This window comes from Leisingera sp. CC-HEC093, assembly GCF_059429195.1.
The window spans coordinates 3758730-3778539 of record NZ_JCAIJR010000001.1 but is presented as its reverse complement, the minus strand read 5'-3'; the positions used below and the strand labels follow the sequence as shown (position 1 = coordinate 3778539).

The following is a 19810-nucleotide window of genomic DNA, read 5'->3' as shown; positions in this document are numbered from 1 at the left end:
CAATTTCAGACCCTGTGGTGACGAATGTCCATTGTCATTACCTATCCACAGGCCTTATGCTGGCGCAACGGGCTTGAAACCTGCACTTGGTTCCTCCCGTTCTGATGAGTTTCGCTGGCTTCGGCTTTTGTCCGGCATGATCCGAGAAAGCCGCAGCCAGACCGATTGGCCCTCTTGACCCAAGGGGGCAGTTTAGCGCCCAAGCCGGAATTTATTCGGTGCAGGGATAACAAGGCAGGCGCGGGCACACCCCGTCTGCCGGAGAAGAACCGCGATGACGCGCGCGAGAGCGAAAAGCACTGAGGCAGGAAGGCCGGGCATAGAACCCGGGACCACCTGCTGCACCGCGCCGTCCAACATCGCCCTGACAAGACACCACCCGAAACGCGCGCGGCCGCCTGGAAGCAGGAGGCTTGCGGGCGCACAGGGCAGGTGCATCAAGGACCCATGGCAAAGAAGATGCTTATTGACGCCACCCACGCGGAAGAGACCCGCGTTGTGGTGGTCGATGGAAACAAGGTTGAGGAATTCGACTTTGAGTCCGAAAACAAACGCCAGCTTGCTGGCAACATCTACCTCGCAAAAGTAACGCGCGTCGAACCGTCCCTGCAGGCGGCCTTTGTAGATTATGGCGGAAACCGCCATGGTTTCCTGGCGTTTTCGGAAATCCACCCGGATTACTACCAGATCCCCGTCGCGGACCGTGAGGCCCTGATGGAGGAAGAGCGCGCCTATGCCGAGGCGATGCGCGCCCGTGACGAAGACGAGGACGAAAAACCGGCCAAGCCGAAGCGTTCGCGCCGTTCCAAATCCTCTGCCAAGGCGGCCAAGGCATCCTCCAAGGACGCCGTGGAAACCAAGGAGGTTGAGGCCTCTGAAACGGCGGCCGGTGAAATCGCCGGTATGGAAACCATTGACCTGACCGACAGTTCTGAAGCAGCGGATGTCCCGGCGGAACTGGCCGAGGTTCCGGAAGGCTCCTCGCCGATGGAGCGTGTCGCGGAAACCCCGGTGGAAGAGCCTGAAGCGGGTGAACCCGAAGAGGCTGCCGCGGCAGAAGCCGCAACGGCTGGTGAGGCTCCGGTAGAAGAAGCCGCGGCTGAAACAACTGAGGAAAGCGGAACCGAAGCAGAGACAGAAGCGGAAACCGTTTCTGCAGATGCAGATTCGGCAGCTGAGGAAGCCAAAGAAGACGGCGCTGATGACAGCGAAGGGGAGGGGGATGACGACGCTGAGTCCAGCCGCGCAGACGCCACCTCCAAGGACGAGAGCATCGAGTCGGTTGCTGACGAGGACGACAGCGAGGACATCCGCCCGCCGCGCAAACCGCGCCCGCGCCGTTACAAGATCCAGGAAGTGATCAAGGTACGCCAGGTGCTGCTGGTGCAGGTCGTCAAGGAAGAACGCGGCAATAAGGGTGCGGCGCTGACCACCTATCTGTCGCTGGCCGGCCGTTACTGCGTGCTGATGCCCAACACCGCCCGTGGCGGCGGCATCTCCCGCAAGATCACCAATGCAGCCGACCGCAAGAAACTGAAAGACATTGCAACCGAGCTGGACGTGCCGACCGGCGCGGGCCTGATAGTGCGCACCGCCGGTGCCAAGCGCACCAAATCCGAGATCAAACGCGACTATGAATACCTGCAGCGCCTGTGGGAGCAGATCCGCGAGCTGACGCTGAAATCCATCGCGCCGGCCAAGATCTATGAAGAGGGCGACCTGATCAAGCGCTCGATCCGCGACCTCTACAGCCGCGAGATCGACGAGGTTCTGGTGGAAGGCGACCGCGGCTACCGCATCGCCAAGGACTTCATGAAAATGATCATGCCGTCCCACGCCAAGAATGTGCGCCACTATCAGGAAGCGCTGCCGCTGTTTGCCCGGTTCCAGGTGGAAAGCTATCTGGCGGGGATGTTCAACCCGACAGTTCAGCTGAAGTCCGGCGGCTACATCGTGATCGGCGTGACCGAGGCACTGGTGGCGATCGATGTGAACTCCGGACGCGCCACCAAGGAAGGCTCGATCGAGGAAACCGCGCTCAAGACCAACCTGGAAGCCGCCGAAGAGGTGGCGCGCCAGCTGCGACTGCGCGATCTGGCAGGCCTGATCGTCATCGACTTCATCGATATGGACGAGCGCAAGAACAACGCCGCTGTCGAAAAGCGCATGAAGGACAAGCTGAAGACCGACCGTGCCCGCATCCAAGTGGGCCGGATCTCCGGTTTTGGCCTGATGGAAATGTCGCGCCAGCGGCTGCGCCCCGGCATGATCGAGGCGACCACCGCGCCGTGCCCGCATTGCCACGGCACCGGCCTGATCCGCTCGGACGATTCGATGGCGCTGTCGATTCTGCGCCAGATTGAGGAAGAGGGCACCCGCCGCCGCTCGCGCGAAGTGCTGGTGCGCTGCCCGGTGTCCATTGCCAACTTCCTGATGAACCAGAAACGCGAGCACATCGCCCAGATCGAGGCGCGATACGGCCTGTCCGTGCGCATCGAAGGCGACGCGCATCTGGTCAGCCCGGACTTTGTGCTCGAAAAGTTCAAAACTGCGTCGCGCAACGTGCCTGCCGTCGCCGCTCCGGTGGTGTCAGTGGATACCTCGATCATGGAACAGGTGGACGCGGAAGAGGCCAAACAGGACGAGGATGAGGCACCGGCCGCACCCGAGACCACGGACGAGGCGCCGCAGGACGACAAACCCAAGCGCAAGCGCCGCCGCCGCCGCCGCCGGAAGGGCGGCAATGGCGAGCAGTCTCAGAACGGTGAAGCCGGCGAGAATGGCGACGACGAGGCATCTGAGGACCAAGAGCAGCCCAAAGAGGAGACCGCTGAGGCCTCCGAGGCTGCTGCTGAAAACGAGGAAGCCCCTGTCGAAGAGGTGAAGGAGAAGAAACGCTCGCGCACCCGTACCCGCTCTCGCAAGCCGAAGGCCAAGCCTGCGGAGGCGGAAGCTGCTGTTGCTGATGATGCTCCTGCCGAAGCGGCAGAGGTCCCAGCTGAGGGTGCTGAAGAATCTGCTGCGGCTGTGGAAGCAGCTGAAGCACCTGAGCAAGAGGCCGAAGCGGCAGCGCCTGTGGCAGAGATTGCGGAACCGGTTGCAGAAACAGAGGCTGAGGCCGTGGCCGCACCGGCGGAAGCTGAAACCGCAGCACCTGCGCAGGCGGAAGCAACTGAGACTGAAGCTGCGCCCGCAACGGAAGCTGAACAAGTGGCAGACGAACCCGCCGCCGCTGAGGAACCCGCTGCTGAGGAAGCAGATGAGGCTGAGCCCGTTGCGGAGCAGACCACAGAAGCGGAGCCTGCGCCTGCGAAGGAAGAAAAGCAGCCCGAGCCTGCCATGGCTGGTGCTGAGGCGGAACCGGAACCGGCAGCCCCGCCCAAGCCGAAGCGCCGCGGCTGGTGGTCGATGGGCGGCTAAGGCTGAAAAAGATCGAAAGAAAAGGCAGGCCGGTTGGCCTGCCTTTTCTCTTTGCGGCCCGCCGGCATTCTCATGGCAGCCCTAATGCACGGCGGAAGCCGCTTACCGGCGCGGGACACGGCCCGGAAAACACCTGTATTCCAAGCCGGAATTCGTGCCAAATTCCGGGCTTCTGAACAAAGACGTCAGCGGTGAAGCAGTGCTAACCGCCTTTGCGGATCAGATAGATCTGATGGTCCGTGCCGGCGCTGTGGCCGAGAAACTCATGGCCTGCTTCATTGCAGAAATGCGGCACGTCAATCACCGCCGCCGGGTCATCCGCCAGCAGTTCCAGAACCTGGCCGGGTTCCAGTGATTTCAGCCGCTTGCGCGCCTTGAGGACGGGCAGAGGGCACAGCAGCCCAATTGCGTCCAATGTATCTTTGATCTCGGTCATGGTGTGCAGATAAGCGGGATGTTTCATGCTGTCCACAAGGATGTGACCAGCCGTCCCCGTGACGTTGGTCCGCTGCTAACATAAGTGTTGGGACATGTTTGGAATCGAGATCATCGACGCAGGGCTGCTCCCTGCCATGCTGGTGGCGCTGCTTGGCGGCGTGATCAGTTTCCTGTCGCCCTGCGTGCTGCCAATTGTACCGCCTTATCTGGCCTACATGAGCGGTGTGACCATCGGCGAGATGCAAGGCACCTCCGCTGCACGGCGCAAGGCGGTCATTGCTGCTCTGTTTTTTGTGCTGGGGCTGTCCACGGTGTTCCTTCTGCTGGGCTTCACTGCTTCTGCCTTTGGCGCCTTTGTGCTGCAGAATCAGGAACTTTTCGCTCAAGTCTCAGGTGTTGTGGTGATCATCTTCGGCTTGCACTTTTTGTCAGTGTTCCGCATTCCTCTGCTGGATCGCGAGGCGCGGATGGAGGCGGGCGAGTCCGGCGGTTCCGCCCTTGGGGCCTATGTGCTGGGGCTAGCATTTGCCTTTGGCTGGACCCCCTGCATCGGCCCGCAGCTGGGTGCGATCCTGTCGCTGGCAGCGTCCGAGGCATCGGTCAGCCGCGGCACCATCTTGTTGGGCGTCTATGCCGCGGGACTGGGGGTGCCGTTCCTTCTGGCGGCGATGTTCCTCAACCGGTCGATGACGCTGATGAACAAGATGAAGCGGCATATGGGACTGATTGAAAAGGTGATGGGCGGCCTGTTGCTGTTTGTCGGCATCATGCTGGTGACTGGCTTGTTCACCACCTTCTCCTGGTGGCTGCTGGAAACCTTCCCAGCGCTGGCAACGCTGGGCTGAGACCAAGGAATGGGGGGCTTTCTGGCCCTTTTTCCAGGCCTTACTCTTGCCGGATTGCGCTGCTAATCTGTCCGCAAAACGGCAGAGCAGGTCAACGTGGATCAAACCGGTACCAATTCCCAGCAGGTACGCAGGCGGCGGGTATTCTACATCCCGGGCTATGACCCGATTCACCCGCGCCGCTACCGCGAGCTTTACCGCAAGGAAGGCGCCGCACAGTCAGAGATTTCCGGCTACAGGCTGACCCTGTCTCCGAAGCGGACCAAAGGCCCCTATGGCTGGTATGCCGCGGCGGAAATGGATGGGCAGCGGACCGAAGCAGATATCGAAGTGCTGGTCTGGTCCGACATCGTGCGCGGCAGTATGGAGGCAACAATTGCCGGCACATACTGGCAGCTACTGCGGACTGCGTGGATCTACATCGCCACCGGCGCGTTGCGGCGGCTGATGCGGCTGCGCAAGGGGCCGGTGATAGCGGCCCTTTATCCGGTGGGAATGCTGCTCTTACAGGCGCTGCTGGCTCTGTTGCTGGCATGGGGTGCGGCTCGTGCGTTTAGCATTCTTGCCGGGCTGGCGAACCTTGGCGGCTTTCTGACCTCAGTCATTGGATGGGGCTTGGGGGCCGGTGCAGGATACGGGCTGCTGCGCTGGTTCAAAAAGCGCGATGGCAAGTTCTTTGCCTATTATCTGATGCATGACTATGCGCATACCGCTGCCAGAAGTGGCGCCAACGCACCGGGAATGGAGGCGCGACTGGACCAGTTCCGTGCTCTAATCGCCGAGGCTTTGCAGGATCAAAATTTGGACGAGGTACTGGTTGTTGGCCATTCCTCCGGCGCACATCTGGGGGTGTCGGTGCTGGCAGACCTGATCCGTGAAGGGCCGCCGCCAAAACGCCCGGCACTGGGGTTCCTGACATTGGGCCAGGTGGTGCCGATGGTTTCCTTCTTGCCGCGTGCGCGGCGCTTGCGGACTGATCTTAGATACCTGTGCCAGCGTGATGAACTCGCCTGGGTGGATGTCACCGCACCGGGCGACGGCTGCGCTTTTGCCCTTTGCGACCCGGTGGCCGTCAGCGGGGTAGCCCCTGAGGGCAAGCGCTGGCCGCTGGTGTTTTCAGCCGCCTTCACTCAAACTCTCAGCCCGAAGCGCTGGCAGCAGCTGCGCTGGCGTTTCTTCCGGCTGCATTTCCAGTATCTCTGCGCCTTTGACCGCCCAGGTGACTATGACTATTTTCGCATCACTGCCGGACCGCTGACGCTGGCGGAGCGCTATAGGGATCGCAAACCCTCGCAGTCCCGGATTGATGTGCCGGTCTCGAAATACACCACGGTAGCTGCTGAATGACCCAAGTGCTGCCGCCAAAGCCACCCGCACGGCCCAGCCAAGTGTCGCTGTGGCGCTATGTGAAATTGTTCCGTCAGGACATCCTCTCCGCCCAGCCAGCGAAACTGTACCGCGCTTGGATGGCGGAATTCCGTACACCGTTTTTCCGCTCCTTTCTGGTCAATCAGCCGGAGTTGGTGAAGCTGCTGCTGAAAGACCGGCCAGATGACTTTCCGAAGTCCGGCCGGATCGCCGAAGGGTTGAAGCCACTTTTGGGCAATTCAGTGTTCCTAACCAATGGTGAGGCCTGGAAACGGCAGAGGCGGATCATCGACCCGGCCTTTGAAGGCGGTCGGCTGAAGGACACTTTTCCTGCAATGCGAGCAGCAGCAGAGGCCGCTGTGGCGCGTCTGGAAGGGCAGCAGGGACCGGTGGAGATTGAGGAGGAAACCTCGCACGCGGCGGCGGACGTGATCTTTCGGACGCTGTTTTCGATCCCGATCGAACATGAGGTGGCGGGGCAGGTCTTTACCCGTTTCCGCGACTACCAGCGCAGCCAGCCCTTGCTGAATTTGGCCGCCTTTCTGCCGCTGCCGCGGTGGATGCCGCGGTTCTTCCGCCGCGGCACCCGCCGGAACGCAGCTGAGATCCGGGCCTTGATCGCACAGCTTACGACCGATCGGATGGCTGCAATCAAGGCAGGCACAGCGCCGGATGATCTGGCGACCAAGATCATGACCACACGGGACCCGGAAACCGGCAGCACTTTTGATGCGGCGGAAATGGTGGACCAGGTGGCAATCTTCTTTCTTGCCGGTCATGAAACCAGCGCCTCTGCCTTGGCCTGGGCGCTTTACCTCATGGCGCTTTACCCGGAGTGGCAGGAGAAGGTGGCAGCTGAAGCCTCTGCGCTGGAGGATGACAGCTTTTCTGCGGTCTCAAAACTGAAGATCAGCCGCGATGTGTTCCGCGAAACTCTGCGGCTTTATCCGCCGGTGCCGATGATGGTGCGCGAGGCCGTCTGCCCGGAACGCTTTCGCAACCGGGATGTGCCGAAGGGCGCGCAGATGGTGCTGAGCCCCTGGCACCTGCACCGGCATGAACGGCTGTGGGAGAACCCGGACGGGTTTGACCCGGCGCGCTGGAAGACAGAGAACGGCAAGCAATGCCAGCGCGACGCTTATATCCCGTTTTCGGCCGGGTCCCGTGTCTGTAGCGGGGCAGGGTTTGCCATGGTAGAGGGGCCGCTGATCTTGTCGATGATCCTGCGCCAGTTCCGGATTACGCCGGTTGCAAGCAAAACGCCGGTGCCAGTGGCGCATCTGACGGTGCGGTCCAAGAATGGAATTTGGCTGCAATTAGCCAAAAGGTAGCCAAGAAAATTCGAATTTTTTTGTCAAATTTCTTCGAAGAAATTTGCATCATTGAATGATGTGGACCGCGTCGTGGTTGCAGAAGATCACAACTTGGCCGGCATTCTCAACTGCATGGAAGCCGCGGCGTTTGCGCTCGTGCCGGAAACGGTCCCAGCCAAGTATCGGCTGAAAGGGGCTCTGGCATCGGTATCAGGCCAAGATGCCGGATCGTGGTTAATTCGGTCTTAACCGGCGCAGCACAAACAGCCGGATGGCGGATGCCAGCCCGCAGTCCTCGCCGCGGGATTCATCAATTTCTGCCGCCAGGTCGTTGATCGGGCGGTTTTCCTGTGCAGCGATCTCACGGAAGGCATCCCAGAAATCGTCCTCCAGCGACACCGACGTGCGGTGCCCGCGTAAGGTAAGGGAGTGCTTTTTGGGGCGCCCGTTCATTCGTCGCGCTTGTGATCGTCCAGGCGGCGGACGTCTTGCGCGTTGCGCGCCTTGTCCAGGTCTTTCTCTGCCTTGGTCCGCCCGAATTTCACGGCGTTCTGGTCAGCGCGGGCCTTCTTCTCAGCCCGCGCTTTTTCTTTCCTGTACCGGTTCAGATTGACCGGCTTTTCCATCAGTCCTTGGGCCCGATCATCTGCTCGGGGCGGACCACGGCGTCAAAGGTTGCCTCATCGACAAAACCCAGGGCAATCGCTTCTTCCTTCAGCGTGGTGCCGTTTTTGTGTGCGGTCTTGGCAACCTTGGTGGCGTTGTCATATCCGATGGTCGGTGCCAGTGCTGTGACCAGCATCAGGCTTTCCTTCATAAGCTTGTCGATGCGCGGCTCATTGGCCAGGATGCCGTTCAGCATACGCTCGGTAAAGCTGTCCGCGGCGTCTCCAAGCAACTGAATCGACTGCAGCAGATTGTAGGACATCATCGGGTTGTAGACGTTCAGCTCGAAATGCCCCTGCGAGCCTGCGAACTTGATCGCTGCGTCGTTGCCCATCACATGCGCGGCCACCTGGGTCAGCGCCTCGGCCTGAGTCGGGTTCACCTTGCCCGGCATGATCGAGGAGCCTGGTTCGTTCTCCGGCAGGATCAGCTCGCCCAGGCCGGAGCGCGGGCCGGAGCCGAGGAAGCGGATGTCGTTGGCGATCTTGTAGCAGCTGCCCGCAATGGTCGCCAAAGCGCCTGACAGGAACACCATGGCGTCATGGGCCGCCAGTGCCTCGAACTTGTTCGGCGCGGTGACAAAGGGCAGGCCGGTGATCTCTGCCATGTTGGCGGCCACGGTCTCGCCCCAGCCCTTCTGGGTGTTGAGGCCGGTGCCGACGGCGGTGCCGCCCTGTGCCAGCTCATAGATGCCAGGCATTGCTGCCTCGACCCGTGCCAGGCCCTGGCGGATCTGATGCGCGTAGCCGCCGAATTCCTGACCCAGGGTCAGCGGGGTCGCATCCTGGGTGTGGGTCCGGCCGATCTTGATGATGTCCTTGAACTCTTCCGCCTTGGCCTCCAGCCCTTCGGCCAGTTTGGTCAGCCCCGGCACCAGCACGTCGCGCACGGTCATCGCGGTGGCGATATGCATGGCGGTCGGGAAAGTGTCGTTCGAGGACTGGCCCATGTTGCAGTGATCGTTCGGGTGCACCGGGTCCTTGGTGCCGATGGTTCCGCCCAGGATTTCGATCGCGCGGTTGGCGATTACCTCATTGGAGTTCATGTTGGATTGGGTGCCGGAACCGGTCTGCCAGACCACCAGCGGGAAGTCGTCGTCGAACTTGCCCTCGATCACCTCGCCGGCCGCCTGGATCACGGCATCGGCGATTTTTGCCTCCAGCTTGCCGGAGGCCTTATTGGCCATGGCACAGGCTTTTTTGATGACGCCGAGTGCGCGTACGATGGCCACCGGCTGCTTTTCCCAGCCAATCGGGAAGTTCATGATCGAGCGCTGTGTCTGCGCGCCCCAGTATTTCTCTGCCGGGACTTCAAGCGGGCCAAAACTGTCGGTTTCGGTGCGGGTTGCGGACATCCGTCTGTATCTCCGTTGAGTATGCGATTGTATGCCGTTTAGCCTGTGCCGGAATGCAGCGCAATTGGCCAGTTGCGCGCAGCATAGTCAAAAGGGCCGCTAGGTATAGTGTTGAATTGGCGCAATCCAGGCGCTGTAATAGTCTGGAACCGTGTTATGCTGGTAATACATGAACTTGTACTGTCTTGCCCGGAAAGGAGATGCGGTTGCTCATTCGCTTGCGTTCATTGGTGACCTTGCAGGCTGCACTTTTGGCAGCAAGCCTTTTGCTGTTACCGGGCGTGCCTGTATTCGCAGCGGGTATTTCGCAGTTCGCCGGCGAATACTCCGGCAGTGTCGACCTCGTCAAAGAGGATGGCGACACCGATCCGCGTGACATGAGCGTTGTGATCCGCGAAATGAAGAAGGGGTTCACGATCAAGTGGACGTCCACCACGGAAAAGGACGACGGCCGCCGGAAGACCAAGACCTACGAGATCGAGTTCCGGAAAACCGGGCGCGACGGTGTTTTTTCGGCGGCAATGACCCGCAACGTGTTCGGCCATTCGGTGCCGCTGGATCCGATGGAAGGGGAACCCTTTGTTTGGGGCCGCATCACCGAAGGCACCCTAACGGTCTTCTCGCTGTTCATTCACCCGAATGGTGACTACGAAATGCAGCAGTACGACCGTACGCTGGCAAAGGGCGGCCTGGATCTGGTCTACAGCTCCCGCCTGAACGGCGAACCGCGGCGGAAATTGTCAACTTTCCTGAAACGGCAGTAGCAAAAAAAAGGCAGCCCGCAGGGCTGCCTGATCCGTCTTTCTCCGGTGCGGGTTCTATTTCCGGAAACTGTCGAGCGACACCACATCGGCGTCTTTCTTTACCGGTTCCTGCTGATCGATGGACTCATCCGCTTCATCCTCCGCATCGGGCACAGCAGTATACCCTTCGGTGTCCTCATCAGCGCTTTCAAACCGCAGCCCGAACTCCACCGAAGGATCCACAAAAGTGCGAATGGCGTCGTAGGGGATATACAACGGCTCCGGCGAGTCGCCGAAGTTCAGCGTCACCGCAAAGCCCTCTTCATCCACTTTCAGATTGTCGAACCAGTGCTGCATGACCACGGTCATTTCACCCGGGTAGCGGTCGGACAGCCAGTCGGCCAGTTCCACGTCCGGGTGGGCGGTGTCGAAGGTGATGAAAAAGTGGTGGTTACCGGGCAAGCCATTGTCAGAGATGTCTTGCAGCACGGTCCGGATCAGGCCGCGCATGGCAGAGTGCATCAGGTTGCCATAGTCGATTTCACGGGACATGCAGTCACCCTTTGTTCATTTGCGGTTAAGCATAGGAGATTCTGACGGAAACAAAAGGGCAGCAGTCCGGCTGCCCGAAAACTTTTTTACCCTTCGCAGAAACAATCCGCCAGCGTCAGTTAGCTGATTGGAAACGGGAATTCCGCAACGACCAACCCGGCTGCGGCCATCAGCGCAAGCAGCAGCAGCATTTTGCCGCGCACCAGCCATGCCGCCAAGGGCGCCAACAGAACCAGCAGGGCCGCGGCGGGGTTCAGGCTGTCCAGAACCGGTGCCGGGACATGCAGAATTCCGGCTTCAAACACCTGCGTTTCGGCAAAAACCACATGGATCAGGAACCAGGCCGACAGGTTCAGAATGACCCCGGCAACAGTGGCGGTCACCGCCTTCAGCGCCATGCCCAGCCGGGGGTGTGCGGCTATGCGTTCCACATATGGGGCGGTGGCAAAGATCCACAGGAAACAGGGCATAAAGGTCGCCCAAAGCGCCACCGCGCCAGCCGCAAGGAACAGCCCAATGCCCCCCTTCAGCAGGCCTGACAGCATGGCGACAAACTGGGTTACCAGGATCAGCGGGCCTGGCGTGGTTTCCGCCAGCCCCAGCGCGTCGATCATTTGGCCTGCGCTGATCCAGCCGAACTGGCTGACCACGGTTTGGCTGATGTAAGCCAGCACTGCGTAGGCGCCGCCAAAGGTGACCACCGCCAGCTTGGAAAAGAACCAGCCGATATCAGCAAGGAAACCGGCTCCCGACAGGTTCAGGAAAAACAGCGGCAGCAGCCAAAGCCCGCCCCAGACCGCGATTGTCTTAAGCGTGCTGCTATTTTGAACTGCTGGGCTGTGTGCCACGGCCGCATTGCTCCTATCCTCGCGCATCAGGCCGATGCAGGCCGCGGCCAGAACCACCAGCGGAAACGGCAGGTTGAAAAGAAACAGCGCGGCAAAGCCGAAACCGGCCAGCGCCCAGTCCAGAGGATGGTTGAGCGCCTTGCCTGATAGCCGGCGCAGCGCTTGAAGGATGATCACCACCACCGCCGCCTTCACACCCAGGAAGGCGGATTGTACCGCAGGCAAGGTGCCGTAGTGCGCATAAAGCCAGACAAGAAAGGCAATCACTGCAGCCCCCGGCAGCACAAACAGCATCCCGGCCAGCAGCCCGCCGGCAGTGCCCCGCATGCGCCAGCCGGTATAGGTCGCCAGCTGCATCGCCTCCGGGCCTGGCAGCAGCATGCAAAAACTCAGTCCGCGCAGGAAGCTGTCCTCGCTCAGCCAGGGGCGGTCCTCGACCAATTCCTTGTGCATCACCGCGATCTGCGCCGCCGGGCCGCCAAAGCTCAGCACTCCGATACGTCCGAAGACGTGCAGCATTTCCGTCCAGCTGGGATGATTCATGCCTTGCGGCCCGCCGGCCAATCGTGGCCTTCGCCCTGGCCGTCGCGGGCCCAGCGGTATAGCGCATCGTATAGCTTCATGCCTGCCTCAAGCTGCTGGTGGTCGTCCTTGAACTGGCGTGACAACCCGACCGAGAGGGCCAATAGCCCCGCTGCTTCGGGCGCCAGATCGTGCCGGTTGGTGTCGGCGCCTCTCACAACCCGTGCCAGAGTGTCAAGCGCAGGCGTGCGCAGGCCGAACTCATCCAGCATGGTGTCAAAGGTGCAAAGCTCCTCCCGGTGCGACCAGAACACATCCTCGACATCAAATGGCGTCGCGCCAAAGCGCTCCGCGGCACCGGCAATCTCGGATGGAGATACAAACAGGAACCGTGCCCCGGCATCCGCAAAGCGGCGGATCAGCCAGGGGCAGGCGATCCGATCGATCTTGGGGCGGTGGCGGGTCACCCACAGGGTGCTGCCGTGGACGGGGGCGGGCAGGGCGCGGGCTGGAATCCGCGGTGCGCCTTTTAGATCGCGCCAGGCGAACATACCGCCCTGCAGGTATTCTGCCTTGATCCCGTCCCCGCGCAGCCAAGAGGTCAGCCCTTGCGACAGCTTCAGGCCTTTCTGGCAGACCACCACGCAGCGCCGCCCCTTGAGGCGGTCTTTGAGGCCGTTAATGTCTGTGTGCGGATGCCGGAAGGAGCCGGGGATCAGATAAGGATCTGCTGCAAAGTCTTCATCCGTGCGGATGTCCGGCAAAACCGGAGCGTCCGGCAGGCCGATGAGGCGCAGCAATTGGGAAGGAGTAATTTCATTCGGGGCAGCCATGGGCATGTCTCCTCGCGTGCAAGGGTAACATGCGAACCTTGGGCTGGCGCCTCACGGGGCGTTCGCGGTACTCCCCATCCCGCTATGAGACCGGAGCCTGCAGGTCTGTGTCAAGGCCGGACTGCTTCCAATCGAGGGTTTCCCCCGTCATGCAGGCGGCCAGGGCATCCTGCGGCAGCTGGCCGAGGTTTTCAAACAGGCTGAAGTAGTCAAGCTGGCTGATGACTTCCGCAATCTTGCCGTTTTCGAACCGGACAAAGAAGTGGTCGCTGAACTGGAACGGTGCCCGGTCGCGCGGGTTTTCCGTTTCCACGATGATCCGGGCAGCCAGCCAGTCGCCTTGCTCAACCATCAGTTCCGCCGATGCCTTTATCGGCCCAAGTAGGCTGCTGATGGTTTGCGCAAATTCCTTGACCTCATCCACGCTGACAGGTTCCCGGGTCATCGCGCCGCGGACTGTCGCGTCTTTCGTCAAAAGCTTGTCCGCAAAGCCGAAATTCCGGTTGCCCCAGGTTTCATTAAGCCAGCTGAGCAGCACGTCCGCTTTCGACATCTGCAAACCTTTCCATTCGAGTATTAAGGGGGTCAGGCAAGCAGGAACCATCTAAAGCATAGGAATTCAAGCGTTAATGTGTCAGCAGTCGCTGGAACGTGCCGCGCAGCGATGCGCGGCTGCCGGCGGGAGCGCGCGGCCTGATCTGCAAAGAAGCGGGGAAAGTGCAGGTTTCTGTTGCCAGGTACCTGCGAACCCCGCCTTACGCGGCTAGGCGCAAGGGCTTAGATTTCGATTCCTCGAACTGCTTACGCAGCCAGAGCAACCGGAGCACGATTGTCGTTTGCAATTGTACTGTTTGGGCCGGTACGGTGGCACCCCGCCGAGACAAAGCAAACCCCTTTAGACGTCCGTCGATCCTGTTTCGGCCCCATGATCCCCAAACGAAGGATTTTGGTGGAGCCGCCGGGTACCGCCCCCGGGTCCGATCCGCTTATTACGAGCGCGTTTATGTCCATAGTTCCACAAGGGAACAGGAGTTATATAATCGGCTTCTTCGCAGATGCAAAGGGGTGAACCGGAATCCTGCGAGGATTCCGGCCAGTTTTCCGGCGCGGAAAACTGGCGTTTGCGGCAACTGGTGCGCACAAAAATCCTCGCAGGATTTTGGCCGTTTCCCGCGCCGGGAAACGGAGACGTCAAACAAGTCTGCGGATTGGGGCGCCGTTGCAGAAGATGATGATCTGTTCCCGGTTCTGAACTGCCTGAAACCCGCGGGCGGGCACCTCCTCCAGAAAGGTCTCCATCCCCGCATAGCGTTCGATATCGCGGCGGTTGCGGCGGACCACGCCGCCGTTCTGCACCGCCTTGCAGGCGAAGATATAGCGCATCCAGATATCCGGTGACAGGGCTGAACCGGGTTTGACCATGCCGGGAGCTTCCCGGCTTATGGCTAACAAAATCTTACCTGCCAGCCCGGGCGGCAAATACATCTGAGGCCAGATTGCGGGTCTCGTCCTCCAGATCCTGCAACCCTGCAACGGCCGCGCCGCCGTTGCCTGACTCGATGGCATCGGCAATCCGGGTGTGAAGTCCGGTGATCACCGCACGGTCGCGGGCGGTGAAGGTGATCATGTTCATCAGCGGCTGCATTGCTTCCACTGCACCCGCCAGCTGATAAGACAGCACGGGGTTGCCAGCACCGTCCACCAGCGCCCGGTGAAAGGCCACATCCGAGGCGCAAAAGGCCACATCGGTCAGTCCCGGCTGGCCTTGGCGAAAGATCTCTGCCCGCATGGTGGCGAGGTGATCAGCACTGCGGCGCGCGGCTGATAGCGGTGCACAAGCCCGCTCCAGCGCATAGCGCGCCTCGCAGGCGGTGTCGAAACTCACCGCATTCATGCTGAGCAGCAGGGTCGAAGTGGTAACCTGCTGTGCATAGGCGTCCTCAAAGCTCAGCCGGTTCACGAACGCTCCGCCGGAGGCACCGCGCTGGGTGCGGATCAGCGATTGCGCCGCCAGCCGCTTGAGCGCCTCGCGCACTGTCGGGCGGGAGACCTGGAAATGATCGGACAGCTCCGCCTCGGACGGCAGCCGCTCATCCACGATCAATTCGCCGGAGATAATGGCATCCTTGATCGCCTGGGCTATCTGAACCGACAGATCGGCGGAGCTTTTGGGGTCAATCTTCATGCCATTGGTCCTGACGATGTGCGGTGCCGGGTGCAATCCGGCAAGAAATCATTTGTCTGACATTTAAAAGTCTGACATTTAGAACGTAAGGCTTGAGTCGGGGGAGGGCAATGCCTGGATCCCCTGAATGCAGGCTTTTGCGGCATCGGTTTCTGCTGCGTGCATCCAATTCCCTGAAACGCTCAAACGGAGACTTGAGCATGGCAAGCATCTTTCCCTCCCGCCGCATCCGGCGCACGCCCTTTTCCCCCGGTGTCGAAGCCGCAGGCGTCAAGGGTTATACGGTTTATAATCACATGCTGCTGGCCACCGTGTTTGACAGCCTGGAATTCGACTGCGCCCACCTGAAGGAGCATGTGCAGGTCTGGGACGTGGCTTGCGAGCGCCAGGTCAGCATCAAGGGGCCGGACGCGCTGCGGCTGATGAAGCTGATCAGCCCGCGCGATATGGACAGGATGGCGGACGACCAGTGCTATTACGTGCCGACGGTCGACCACAACGGCGGCATGCTGAATGATCCGGTGGCGGTGAAACTGGCCGCGGACCACTATTGGCTGTCGCTGGCGGACGGCGACCTGCTGCAATTTGCGCTGGGGATTGCCATCGCCAAGGGGTTTGATGTGGAGATCGTTGAGCCCGATGTCTCGCCGCTGGCGGTGCAGGGCCCCAAGGCGGACGAACTGATGGCCCGCGTCTTTGGCGAGGAAGTGCGTGACATCCGCTTCTTCCGCTACAAGCGGCTGGCGTTCCAGGGCGTGGAGCTTGTCGTCGCGCGCTCCGGCTGGTCCAAGCAGGGCGGCTTTGAGGTCTATGTGGAGGGGGCTGAACTGGGCATGCCCCTGTGGAACGCACTGTTTGCCGCAGGTGAAGATTTGAACGTCCGCGCTGGATGTCCGAACGCGATCGAGCGGGTCGAAAGCGGGCTGCTGAGCTTTGGCAATGACATGACCCGCGAAAACACGCCCTATGAATGCGGGCTGGGCAAATTCTGCAACTCCCCGGAGGACTACATCGGCAAGGCCGCGCTGGCAGAACAGGCCGCCGATGGCCCCGCCCGGCAGATCCGCCCGCTGGTGATCGGTGGAGAGATTCCGCCTTGCCTGGATGCCTGGCCGCTTTTTGCGGATGGCCGCCGGGTTGGTGAGGTCGGCTCCGCCATTTTCTCGCCGGAGTTCGGGGTGAACGCTGCGATCGGCATGGTGAACCGGTCCCATTGGGCGCCGGGCACTGCAATGGAAGTCGAGACCCCGGCAGGGCTGTTGCCTGTTACGGTTCAGGAACGGTTCTGGCGTTGAAGTGAGACGCCGGGGGCGCTGCCCCCGCCGCGGCAGGCCGCGGCTCCCCCGGGATATATTGGGCCAGAAGAACAAGGGATCTGGTTCGCGGTACAGGAAAGGATGGCACGATGTTTAATGCACTGGTTGTGAACAAGGATGAAGACAGCGGCAAGACCTCAGCCGCGGTGGAGCAGATCAGCCTGGATCAGCTGCCCGAGGGCGAGGTGACGGTCGCAGTTGAGTATTCCACGGTGAACTACAAGGATGGTCTTTGCACCGGACCGGGCGGCGGTCTCGTGCGCAAGTATCCGCATGTGCCGGGGATCGACTTTGCCGGAACCGTCGAAGCGTCCTCGGATAACCGTTACAAGCCCGGCGACAAGGTGGTGCTGACCGGCTGGCGAGTGGGGGAAGCTCATTGGGGCGGCTACAGCCAGAAGGCCAATGTGCGCGCCGATTGGCTGGTGCCGCTGCCGGAAGGTCTGGACAGCCGGCAGGCGATGGCGGTGGGCACCGCGGGCTTTACCGCGATGCTGGCGGTAATGGCACTGGAGGACCATGGGCTGGAACCCGGACATGGGCCGGTACTGGTCACAGGGGCTGCGGGCGGTGTTGGCTCTGTGGCCACTGCGATCCTGGCAAATCTGGGGTATGAAGTGGCCGGTGTAACTGGCCGCCCGGAGACTGAGGAGTATCTGAAATCGCTGGGCGCAACACAGATCGTTGCCCGCGAGGAGATCAACGAAACAACCAAGCGCCCGCTGGAAAGCGAAAACTGGGCGGGCTGCATTGATGCGGTCGGCGGCGCGATGCTGGCGCGGGTTCTGGGACAGATGAAATACGGTGCCTCCGTCGCCGCGGTCGGCCTGGCTGGCGGCGCGGCGCTGCCGGCAACCGTCATCCCCTTCCTGCTGCGCGGCGTGAACCTTTTGGGCATCGATTCAGTGATGCAACCCTATGAAAACCGCCTCCGCGCCTGGCAGCGGATTGCCAGCGACCTGCCAATGGACAAGCTGGAAGCGATGATCCAGCCCGCGGTCCTCAGCGACTTGCCGCAATTGGGCGCGGATATCCTCAATGGGCAGGTCAAGGGACGGGTGGTGGTGGACGTCAACGCCTAAATCCTTATAATAGCTTGTATCTGTCGGAAGACGCGCGGCGATGTCCGCGCGTTTTTTGTTCGTGGCGCGGCATCTCCGCAGCCCGAGGTGTGTGCATCGCCGCGGTTGTTCCGCCCCGGTCTGCGCTTTGCCCGGCGCTTCATGGCCCCCGTGCCGGAGATGCGTGACACTAAAATCAAAGGAGGGAGACCGTGTTTTCAAAAATCATGGTGCCTGTCGATCTGGCCCACGCCGGCCGCCTGGACAAGGCGCTGCAAATGGCATCGGATCTCGCGCACCTGTACCATGCCGAAGTCGTATTCGTGGGTGTCACCACTGCGCAGCCGAGTTCCGTGGCGCGAAACCCGCAGGAGTTTGCAGCCAGACTCGACAGTTTTGCAACGGAACAGGCGGGCAAACGGGGCATTTCCGCGTCTGGCCGTGCCGTCGTCAGCCACGACCCGGCAGTAGACTTGGAAGCAACGCTGCTAAAGGCCTGCAGCGACATCGGTGCAGGGCTGATCGTGATGGCCAGCCATTTGCCCAGCGTCAGCGACTACCTGTTCCATGCCCATGGCGGGCGGGTTGCAGAGCAAGCACCTGTTTCGGTGCTGGTCGTGCGCGAGAATTGAACCGCCGGAAGCCTCCGGCGGCGCGGGCCCCGGATTGCACGGCCAGAACTTACAGGGAAGGAGGCCAAAGATGGCTGACGAAACCACCAGCCAGGGTATCCCTGCGCCAGAGGGCGAAGCGGACATCATCGATACCGAATACGAGATCGGGCAGGACAATATCGAAACCCAGATCGGCCCGTTCGGCGTCGATATTCACAACCCGGTGTTTCTCGTATCCGGCCTGATCATCGTTTCTTTTGTGTTTTATGCGCTGGCGCTGCCTGAACAGGCCGAGAGCTTTTTCAACTGGCTGCGTCCCGCAGTGACCAGCAATTTTGACTGGTTCTTTTTTGGCGCCGCGGACCTGTTTGTGCTGTTCTGCCTGTTTCTGATCGTTTCCCCCTGGGGCAAGGTGCGCCTTGGCGGTAATGAGGCCACGCCGGATTACAGCTACATGGGCTGGTTTGCGATGCTGTTTGCCGCAGGCATGGGCATCGGGCTTATGTTCTACGGCGTCAGCGAGCCGATGAGCCATTTCTCAACCGCCTTTGGCGGCACTGCAGTGCCTGAGGGCGGCGGCGCCCGCACTGACTGGGCACCGCTGGGTGCTGCTGCGGGGGATGAGGCCGCGGCGGTACGCCTGGGGATGGCAGCGACAATTTTCCATTGGGGGCTGCACCCATGGGCAATCTACGCCATCGTGGCTTTGGCGCTGGCTCTGTTCACCTACAACAAGGGGCTGCCGCTCACCATCCGCTCTGCGTTTTACCCGATCTTTGGTGAACGCGTCTGGGGCTGGACCGGCCACGTCATCGACATTTTGGCGGTCTTTGCCACTCTGTTCGGCCTTGCAACTTCGCTGGGCTTTGGGGCGACCCAGGCCAATGCAGGCCTGAATGAGCTGTTCGGAGTGCCGACAGGGGCCACCACAGAGGTCATTCTGATTTCCGCGATCACCGCGGTCGCCTTGATTTCGGTGCTGCGCGGCCTGGACGGCGGCGTGAAGGTGCTGTCGGAAATCAACATGGGGCTGGCCTTCCTGCTGCTGATCTTCGTGCTGCTTGTGGGGCCGACAATGGCAATCCTGACGGGCTTTGCTTCCAGCCTGATGGCCTATATCGAGTACCTGCCTGCGCTGTCGAACCCGATCGGCCGCGAGGACGTGAACTTCAGCCAAGGCTGGACCGCCTTCTACTGGGCCTGGTGGATCAGCTGGTCACCCTTCGTCGGCATGTTCATCGCCCGGGTCAGCCGCGGCCGCACCGTGCGGGAATTTGTGATCTGCGTGCTGCTGATCCCCAGCCTGGTCTGCGTGCTGTGGATGAGCGTCTTTGGCGGCACCGCCATTCACCAGGTTGTGTCTGACGGTTTCACCGGGGCGCAGGATGCGGCGCTTGAACTCAAGCTGTTCAAGATGCTGGGGGAGCTGCCGCTGGCCGGGATCACTTCTTTTGTGGGCATCGTGCTGGTGGTTGTGTTCTTCGTGACCTCGTCCGACTCCGGCTCGCTGGTGATCGACACCATTACCGCAGGCGGCAAGGTCGACGCACCGGTGCCGCAACGAGTGTTCTGGTGCATCTTCGAGGGCGCCGTTGCCATCGTGCTGCTGCTCGGCGGCGGATTGGCAGCGCTGCAGGCGATGGTGATCTCTACAGGCCTGCCGTTTACCGTGGTGCTCCTGCTGATGTGCTGGGCCATCTTCCGCGGTTTGCAGACAGAGGCACGCTGACAC

Annotated in this window: 19 protein-coding genes and 1 other RNA gene; 9 read left to right on the top strand and 11 right to left on the bottom strand. The window is 61.2% G+C overall.

The genetic code is table 11. From position 1 onward, the window contains the following. The first annotated feature begins 447 nt into the window (after window positions 1–447). Entirely contained in the window at window positions 448–3420 is a 2973-nt protein-coding gene (locus AC5STB_RS18530) for an Rne/Rng family ribonuclease (protein ID WP_495444256.1), read from the top strand. A gap of 202 nt (window positions 3421–3622) precedes the next feature. On the opposite strand, the gene AC5STB_RS18525 is transcribed toward AC5STB_RS18530, so the two are convergent. Beyond that, on the bottom strand, window positions 3623–3856 hold the full coding sequence (locus AC5STB_RS18525; protein WP_495444255.1) for a sulfurtransferase TusA family protein: 234 nt from the start codon (window positions 3854–3856) through the stop codon (window positions 3623–3625). Between the two features lie 94 nt (window positions 3857–3950). Here AC5STB_RS18525 and AC5STB_RS18520 point away from each other — a divergent pair, with 94 nt between their 5' ends. From AC5STB_RS18520 to AC5STB_RS18510, 3 genes are all read left to right on the top strand, one after another. Further along, window positions 3951–4703: a cytochrome c biogenesis CcdA family protein gene (locus tag AC5STB_RS18520; RefSeq protein WP_495444254.1), complete on the top strand. Its 753-nt coding sequence runs from the start codon at window positions 3951–3953 to the stop codon at window positions 4701–4703. Window positions 4704–4799: 96 nt separating this feature from the next. Then, complete coding sequence (locus AC5STB_RS18515) at window positions 4800–6050, top strand: alpha/beta hydrolase family protein (protein ID WP_495444253.1); 1251 nt, start codon at window positions 4800–4802, stop codon at window positions 6048–6050. Next, window positions 6047–7402 (top strand): cytochrome P450, encoded by a 1356-nt coding sequence (locus AC5STB_RS18510; protein ID WP_495444252.1) that lies wholly within the window; start codon window positions 6047–6049, stop codon window positions 7400–7402. Before AC5STB_RS18515 ends, AC5STB_RS18510 begins: the two co-directional genes overlap by 4 nt. Window positions 7403–7618: 216 nt before the next feature. Here AC5STB_RS18510 and AC5STB_RS18505 read toward each other — a convergent pair whose 3' ends face one another. From AC5STB_RS18505 to fumC, 3 genes are read right to left on the bottom strand one after another with little or no spacing between them, the layout of a single operon-like run. Continuing rightward, a complete protein-coding gene (locus AC5STB_RS18505) occupies window positions 7619–7837 on the bottom strand; it encodes a ribbon-helix-helix domain-containing protein (RefSeq protein ID WP_495444251.1) in 219 nt (72 codons plus the stop codon). Next, window positions 7834–8010, bottom strand: a complete 177-nt coding sequence (locus AC5STB_RS18500) for a DUF4169 family protein (RefSeq protein WP_495444250.1) — start codon at window positions 8008–8010, stop codon at window positions 7834–7836. The genes AC5STB_RS18505 and AC5STB_RS18500 overlap by 4 nt, the downstream gene beginning before the upstream one ends. Beyond that, window positions 8010–9404 carry a class II fumarate hydratase gene (gene fumC, locus AC5STB_RS18495; RefSeq protein WP_495444249.1) on the bottom strand — a complete coding sequence of 465 codons (1395 nt, stop codon included), beginning with the start codon at window positions 9402–9404 and terminating at the stop codon, window positions 8010–8012. Before fumC ends, AC5STB_RS18500 begins: the two co-directional genes overlap by 1 nt. Before the next feature lie 281 nt (window positions 9405–9685). Between fumC and AC5STB_RS18490 the strand changes: the two genes are divergently transcribed. Further along, window positions 9686–10168, top strand: coding sequence for a hypothetical protein (locus AC5STB_RS18490; protein WP_495444248.1), 483 nt, complete (start codon window positions 9686–9688; stop codon window positions 10166–10168). A gap of 54 nt (window positions 10169–10222) precedes the next feature. Here AC5STB_RS18490 and AC5STB_RS18485 read toward each other — a convergent pair whose 3' ends face one another. From AC5STB_RS18485 to AC5STB_RS18455, 7 genes are all read right to left on the bottom strand, one after another. Further along, on the bottom strand, window positions 10223–10699 hold the full coding sequence (locus tag AC5STB_RS18485) for an SspB family protein (RefSeq protein WP_495444247.1): 477 nt from the start codon (window positions 10697–10699) through the stop codon (window positions 10223–10225). Window positions 10700–10818: 119 nt separating this feature from the next. Beyond that, entirely contained in the window at window positions 10819–12090 is a 1272-nt protein-coding gene (chrA, locus tag AC5STB_RS18480) for a chromate efflux transporter (RefSeq protein WP_495444246.1), read from the bottom strand. Then, complete coding sequence (locus AC5STB_RS18475; RefSeq protein ID WP_495444245.1) at window positions 12087–12902, bottom strand: chromate resistance protein ChrB domain-containing protein; 816 nt, start codon at window positions 12900–12902, stop codon at window positions 12087–12089. Before AC5STB_RS18475 ends, chrA begins: the two co-directional genes overlap by 4 nt. An 82-nt stretch (window positions 12903–12984) precedes the next feature. Beyond that, a complete protein-coding gene (locus AC5STB_RS18470; RefSeq protein ID WP_495444244.1) occupies window positions 12985–13455 on the bottom strand; it encodes an ester cyclase in 471 nt (156 codons plus the stop codon). A 163-nt stretch (window positions 13456–13618) separates the two neighbouring features. Then, window positions 13619–13968, bottom strand: a transfer-messenger RNA (tmRNA) gene (gene ssrA, locus AC5STB_RS18465). Window positions 13969–14093: 125 nt separating this feature from the next. Then, a complete protein-coding gene (locus AC5STB_RS18460; protein ID WP_495444243.1) occupies window positions 14094–14324 on the bottom strand; it encodes an aspartate aminotransferase in 231 nt (76 codons plus the stop codon). Between the two features lie 34 nt (window positions 14325–14358). Continuing rightward, window positions 14359–15087, bottom strand: coding sequence for a FadR/GntR family transcriptional regulator (locus tag AC5STB_RS18455; protein ID WP_495444242.1), 729 nt, complete (start codon window positions 15085–15087; stop codon window positions 14359–14361). A 200-nt stretch (window positions 15088–15287) separates the two neighbouring features. Between AC5STB_RS18455 and AC5STB_RS18450 the strand changes: the two genes are divergently transcribed. The 4 genes from AC5STB_RS18450 (at window position 15288) to AC5STB_RS18435 (ending at window position 19807) form a co-directional block, all read left to right on the top strand. After that, window positions 15288–16382, top strand: coding sequence for a dimethylsulfoniopropionate demethylase (locus AC5STB_RS18450; protein ID WP_495444241.1), 1095 nt, complete (start codon window positions 15288–15290; stop codon window positions 16380–16382). A 110-nt stretch (window positions 16383–16492) separates the two neighbouring features. Further along, window positions 16493–17485: an acryloyl-CoA reductase gene (acuI, locus tag AC5STB_RS18445; protein ID WP_495444240.1), complete on the top strand. Its 993-nt coding sequence runs from the start codon at window positions 16493–16495 to the stop codon at window positions 17483–17485. A gap of 191 nt (window positions 17486–17676) precedes the next feature. Beyond that, window positions 17677–18096: a universal stress protein gene (locus tag AC5STB_RS18440; protein WP_495444239.1), complete on the top strand. Its 420-nt coding sequence runs from the start codon at window positions 17677–17679 to the stop codon at window positions 18094–18096. 70 nt (window positions 18097–18166) lie between these two features. Continuing rightward, a complete protein-coding gene (locus AC5STB_RS18435; RefSeq protein ID WP_495444238.1) occupies window positions 18167–19807 on the top strand; it encodes a BCCT family transporter in 1641 nt (546 codons plus the stop codon). The last annotated feature ends 3 nt before the right edge of the window (window positions 19808–19810 follow it).

What these genes read in the sequence shown, in the direction of transcription:
- AC5STB_RS18455 (WP_495444242.1), bottom strand. Translation starts at nt 15,087, where the DNA reads ATGAAGATTGACCCCAAAAGCTCCGCCGATCTGTCGGTTCAGATAGCC.
- AC5STB_RS18510 (WP_495444252.1), top strand. Translation starts at nt 6,047, where the DNA reads ATGACCCAAGTGCTGCCGCCAAAGCCACCCGCACGGCCCAGCCAAGTG.
- chrA (WP_495444246.1), bottom strand. Translation starts at nt 12,090, where the DNA reads ATGAATCATCCCAGCTGGACGGAAATGCTGCACGTCTTCGGACGTATC.
- fumC (WP_495444249.1), bottom strand. Translation starts at nt 9,404, where the DNA reads ATGTCCGCAACCCGCACCGAAACCGACAGTTTTGGCCCGCTTGAAGTC.
- AC5STB_RS18470 (WP_495444244.1), bottom strand. Translation starts at nt 13,455, where the DNA reads ATGTCGAAAGCGGACGTGCTGCTCAGCTGGCTTAATGAAACCTGGGGC.
- AC5STB_RS18525 (WP_495444255.1), bottom strand. Translation starts at nt 3,856, where the DNA reads ATGACCGAGATCAAAGATACATTGGACGCAATTGGGCTGCTGTGCCCT.
- AC5STB_RS18475 (WP_495444245.1), bottom strand. Translation starts at nt 12,902, where the DNA reads ATGGCTGCCCCGAATGAAATTACTCCTTCCCAATTGCTGCGCCTCATC.
- AC5STB_RS18520 (WP_495444254.1), top strand. Translation starts at nt 3,951, where the DNA reads ATGTTTGGAATCGAGATCATCGACGCAGGGCTGCTCCCTGCCATGCTG.
- AC5STB_RS18505 (WP_495444251.1), bottom strand. Translation starts at nt 7,837, where the DNA reads ATGAACGGGCGCCCCAAAAAGCACTCCCTTACCTTACGCGGGCACCGC.
- AC5STB_RS18500 (WP_495444250.1), bottom strand. Translation starts at nt 8,010, where the DNA reads ATGGAAAAGCCGGTCAATCTGAACCGGTACAGGAAAGAAAAAGCGCGG.
- AC5STB_RS18485 (WP_495444247.1), bottom strand. Translation starts at nt 10,699, where the DNA reads ATGTCCCGTGAAATCGACTATGGCAACCTGATGCACTCTGCCATGCGC.
- AC5STB_RS18460 (WP_495444243.1), bottom strand. Translation starts at nt 14,324, where the DNA reads ATGGTCAAACCCGGTTCAGCCCTGTCACCGGATATCTGGATGCGCTAT.
- acuI (WP_495444240.1), top strand. Translation starts at nt 16,493, where the DNA reads ATGTTTAATGCACTGGTTGTGAACAAGGATGAAGACAGCGGCAAGACC.
- AC5STB_RS18530 (WP_495444256.1), top strand. Translation starts at nt 448, where the DNA reads ATGGCAAAGAAGATGCTTATTGACGCCACCCACGCGGAAGAGACCCGC.
- AC5STB_RS18435 (WP_495444238.1), top strand. Translation starts at nt 18,167, where the DNA reads ATGGCTGACGAAACCACCAGCCAGGGTATCCCTGCGCCAGAGGGCGAA.
- AC5STB_RS18450 (WP_495444241.1), top strand. Translation starts at nt 15,288, where the DNA reads ATGGCAAGCATCTTTCCCTCCCGCCGCATCCGGCGCACGCCCTTTTCC.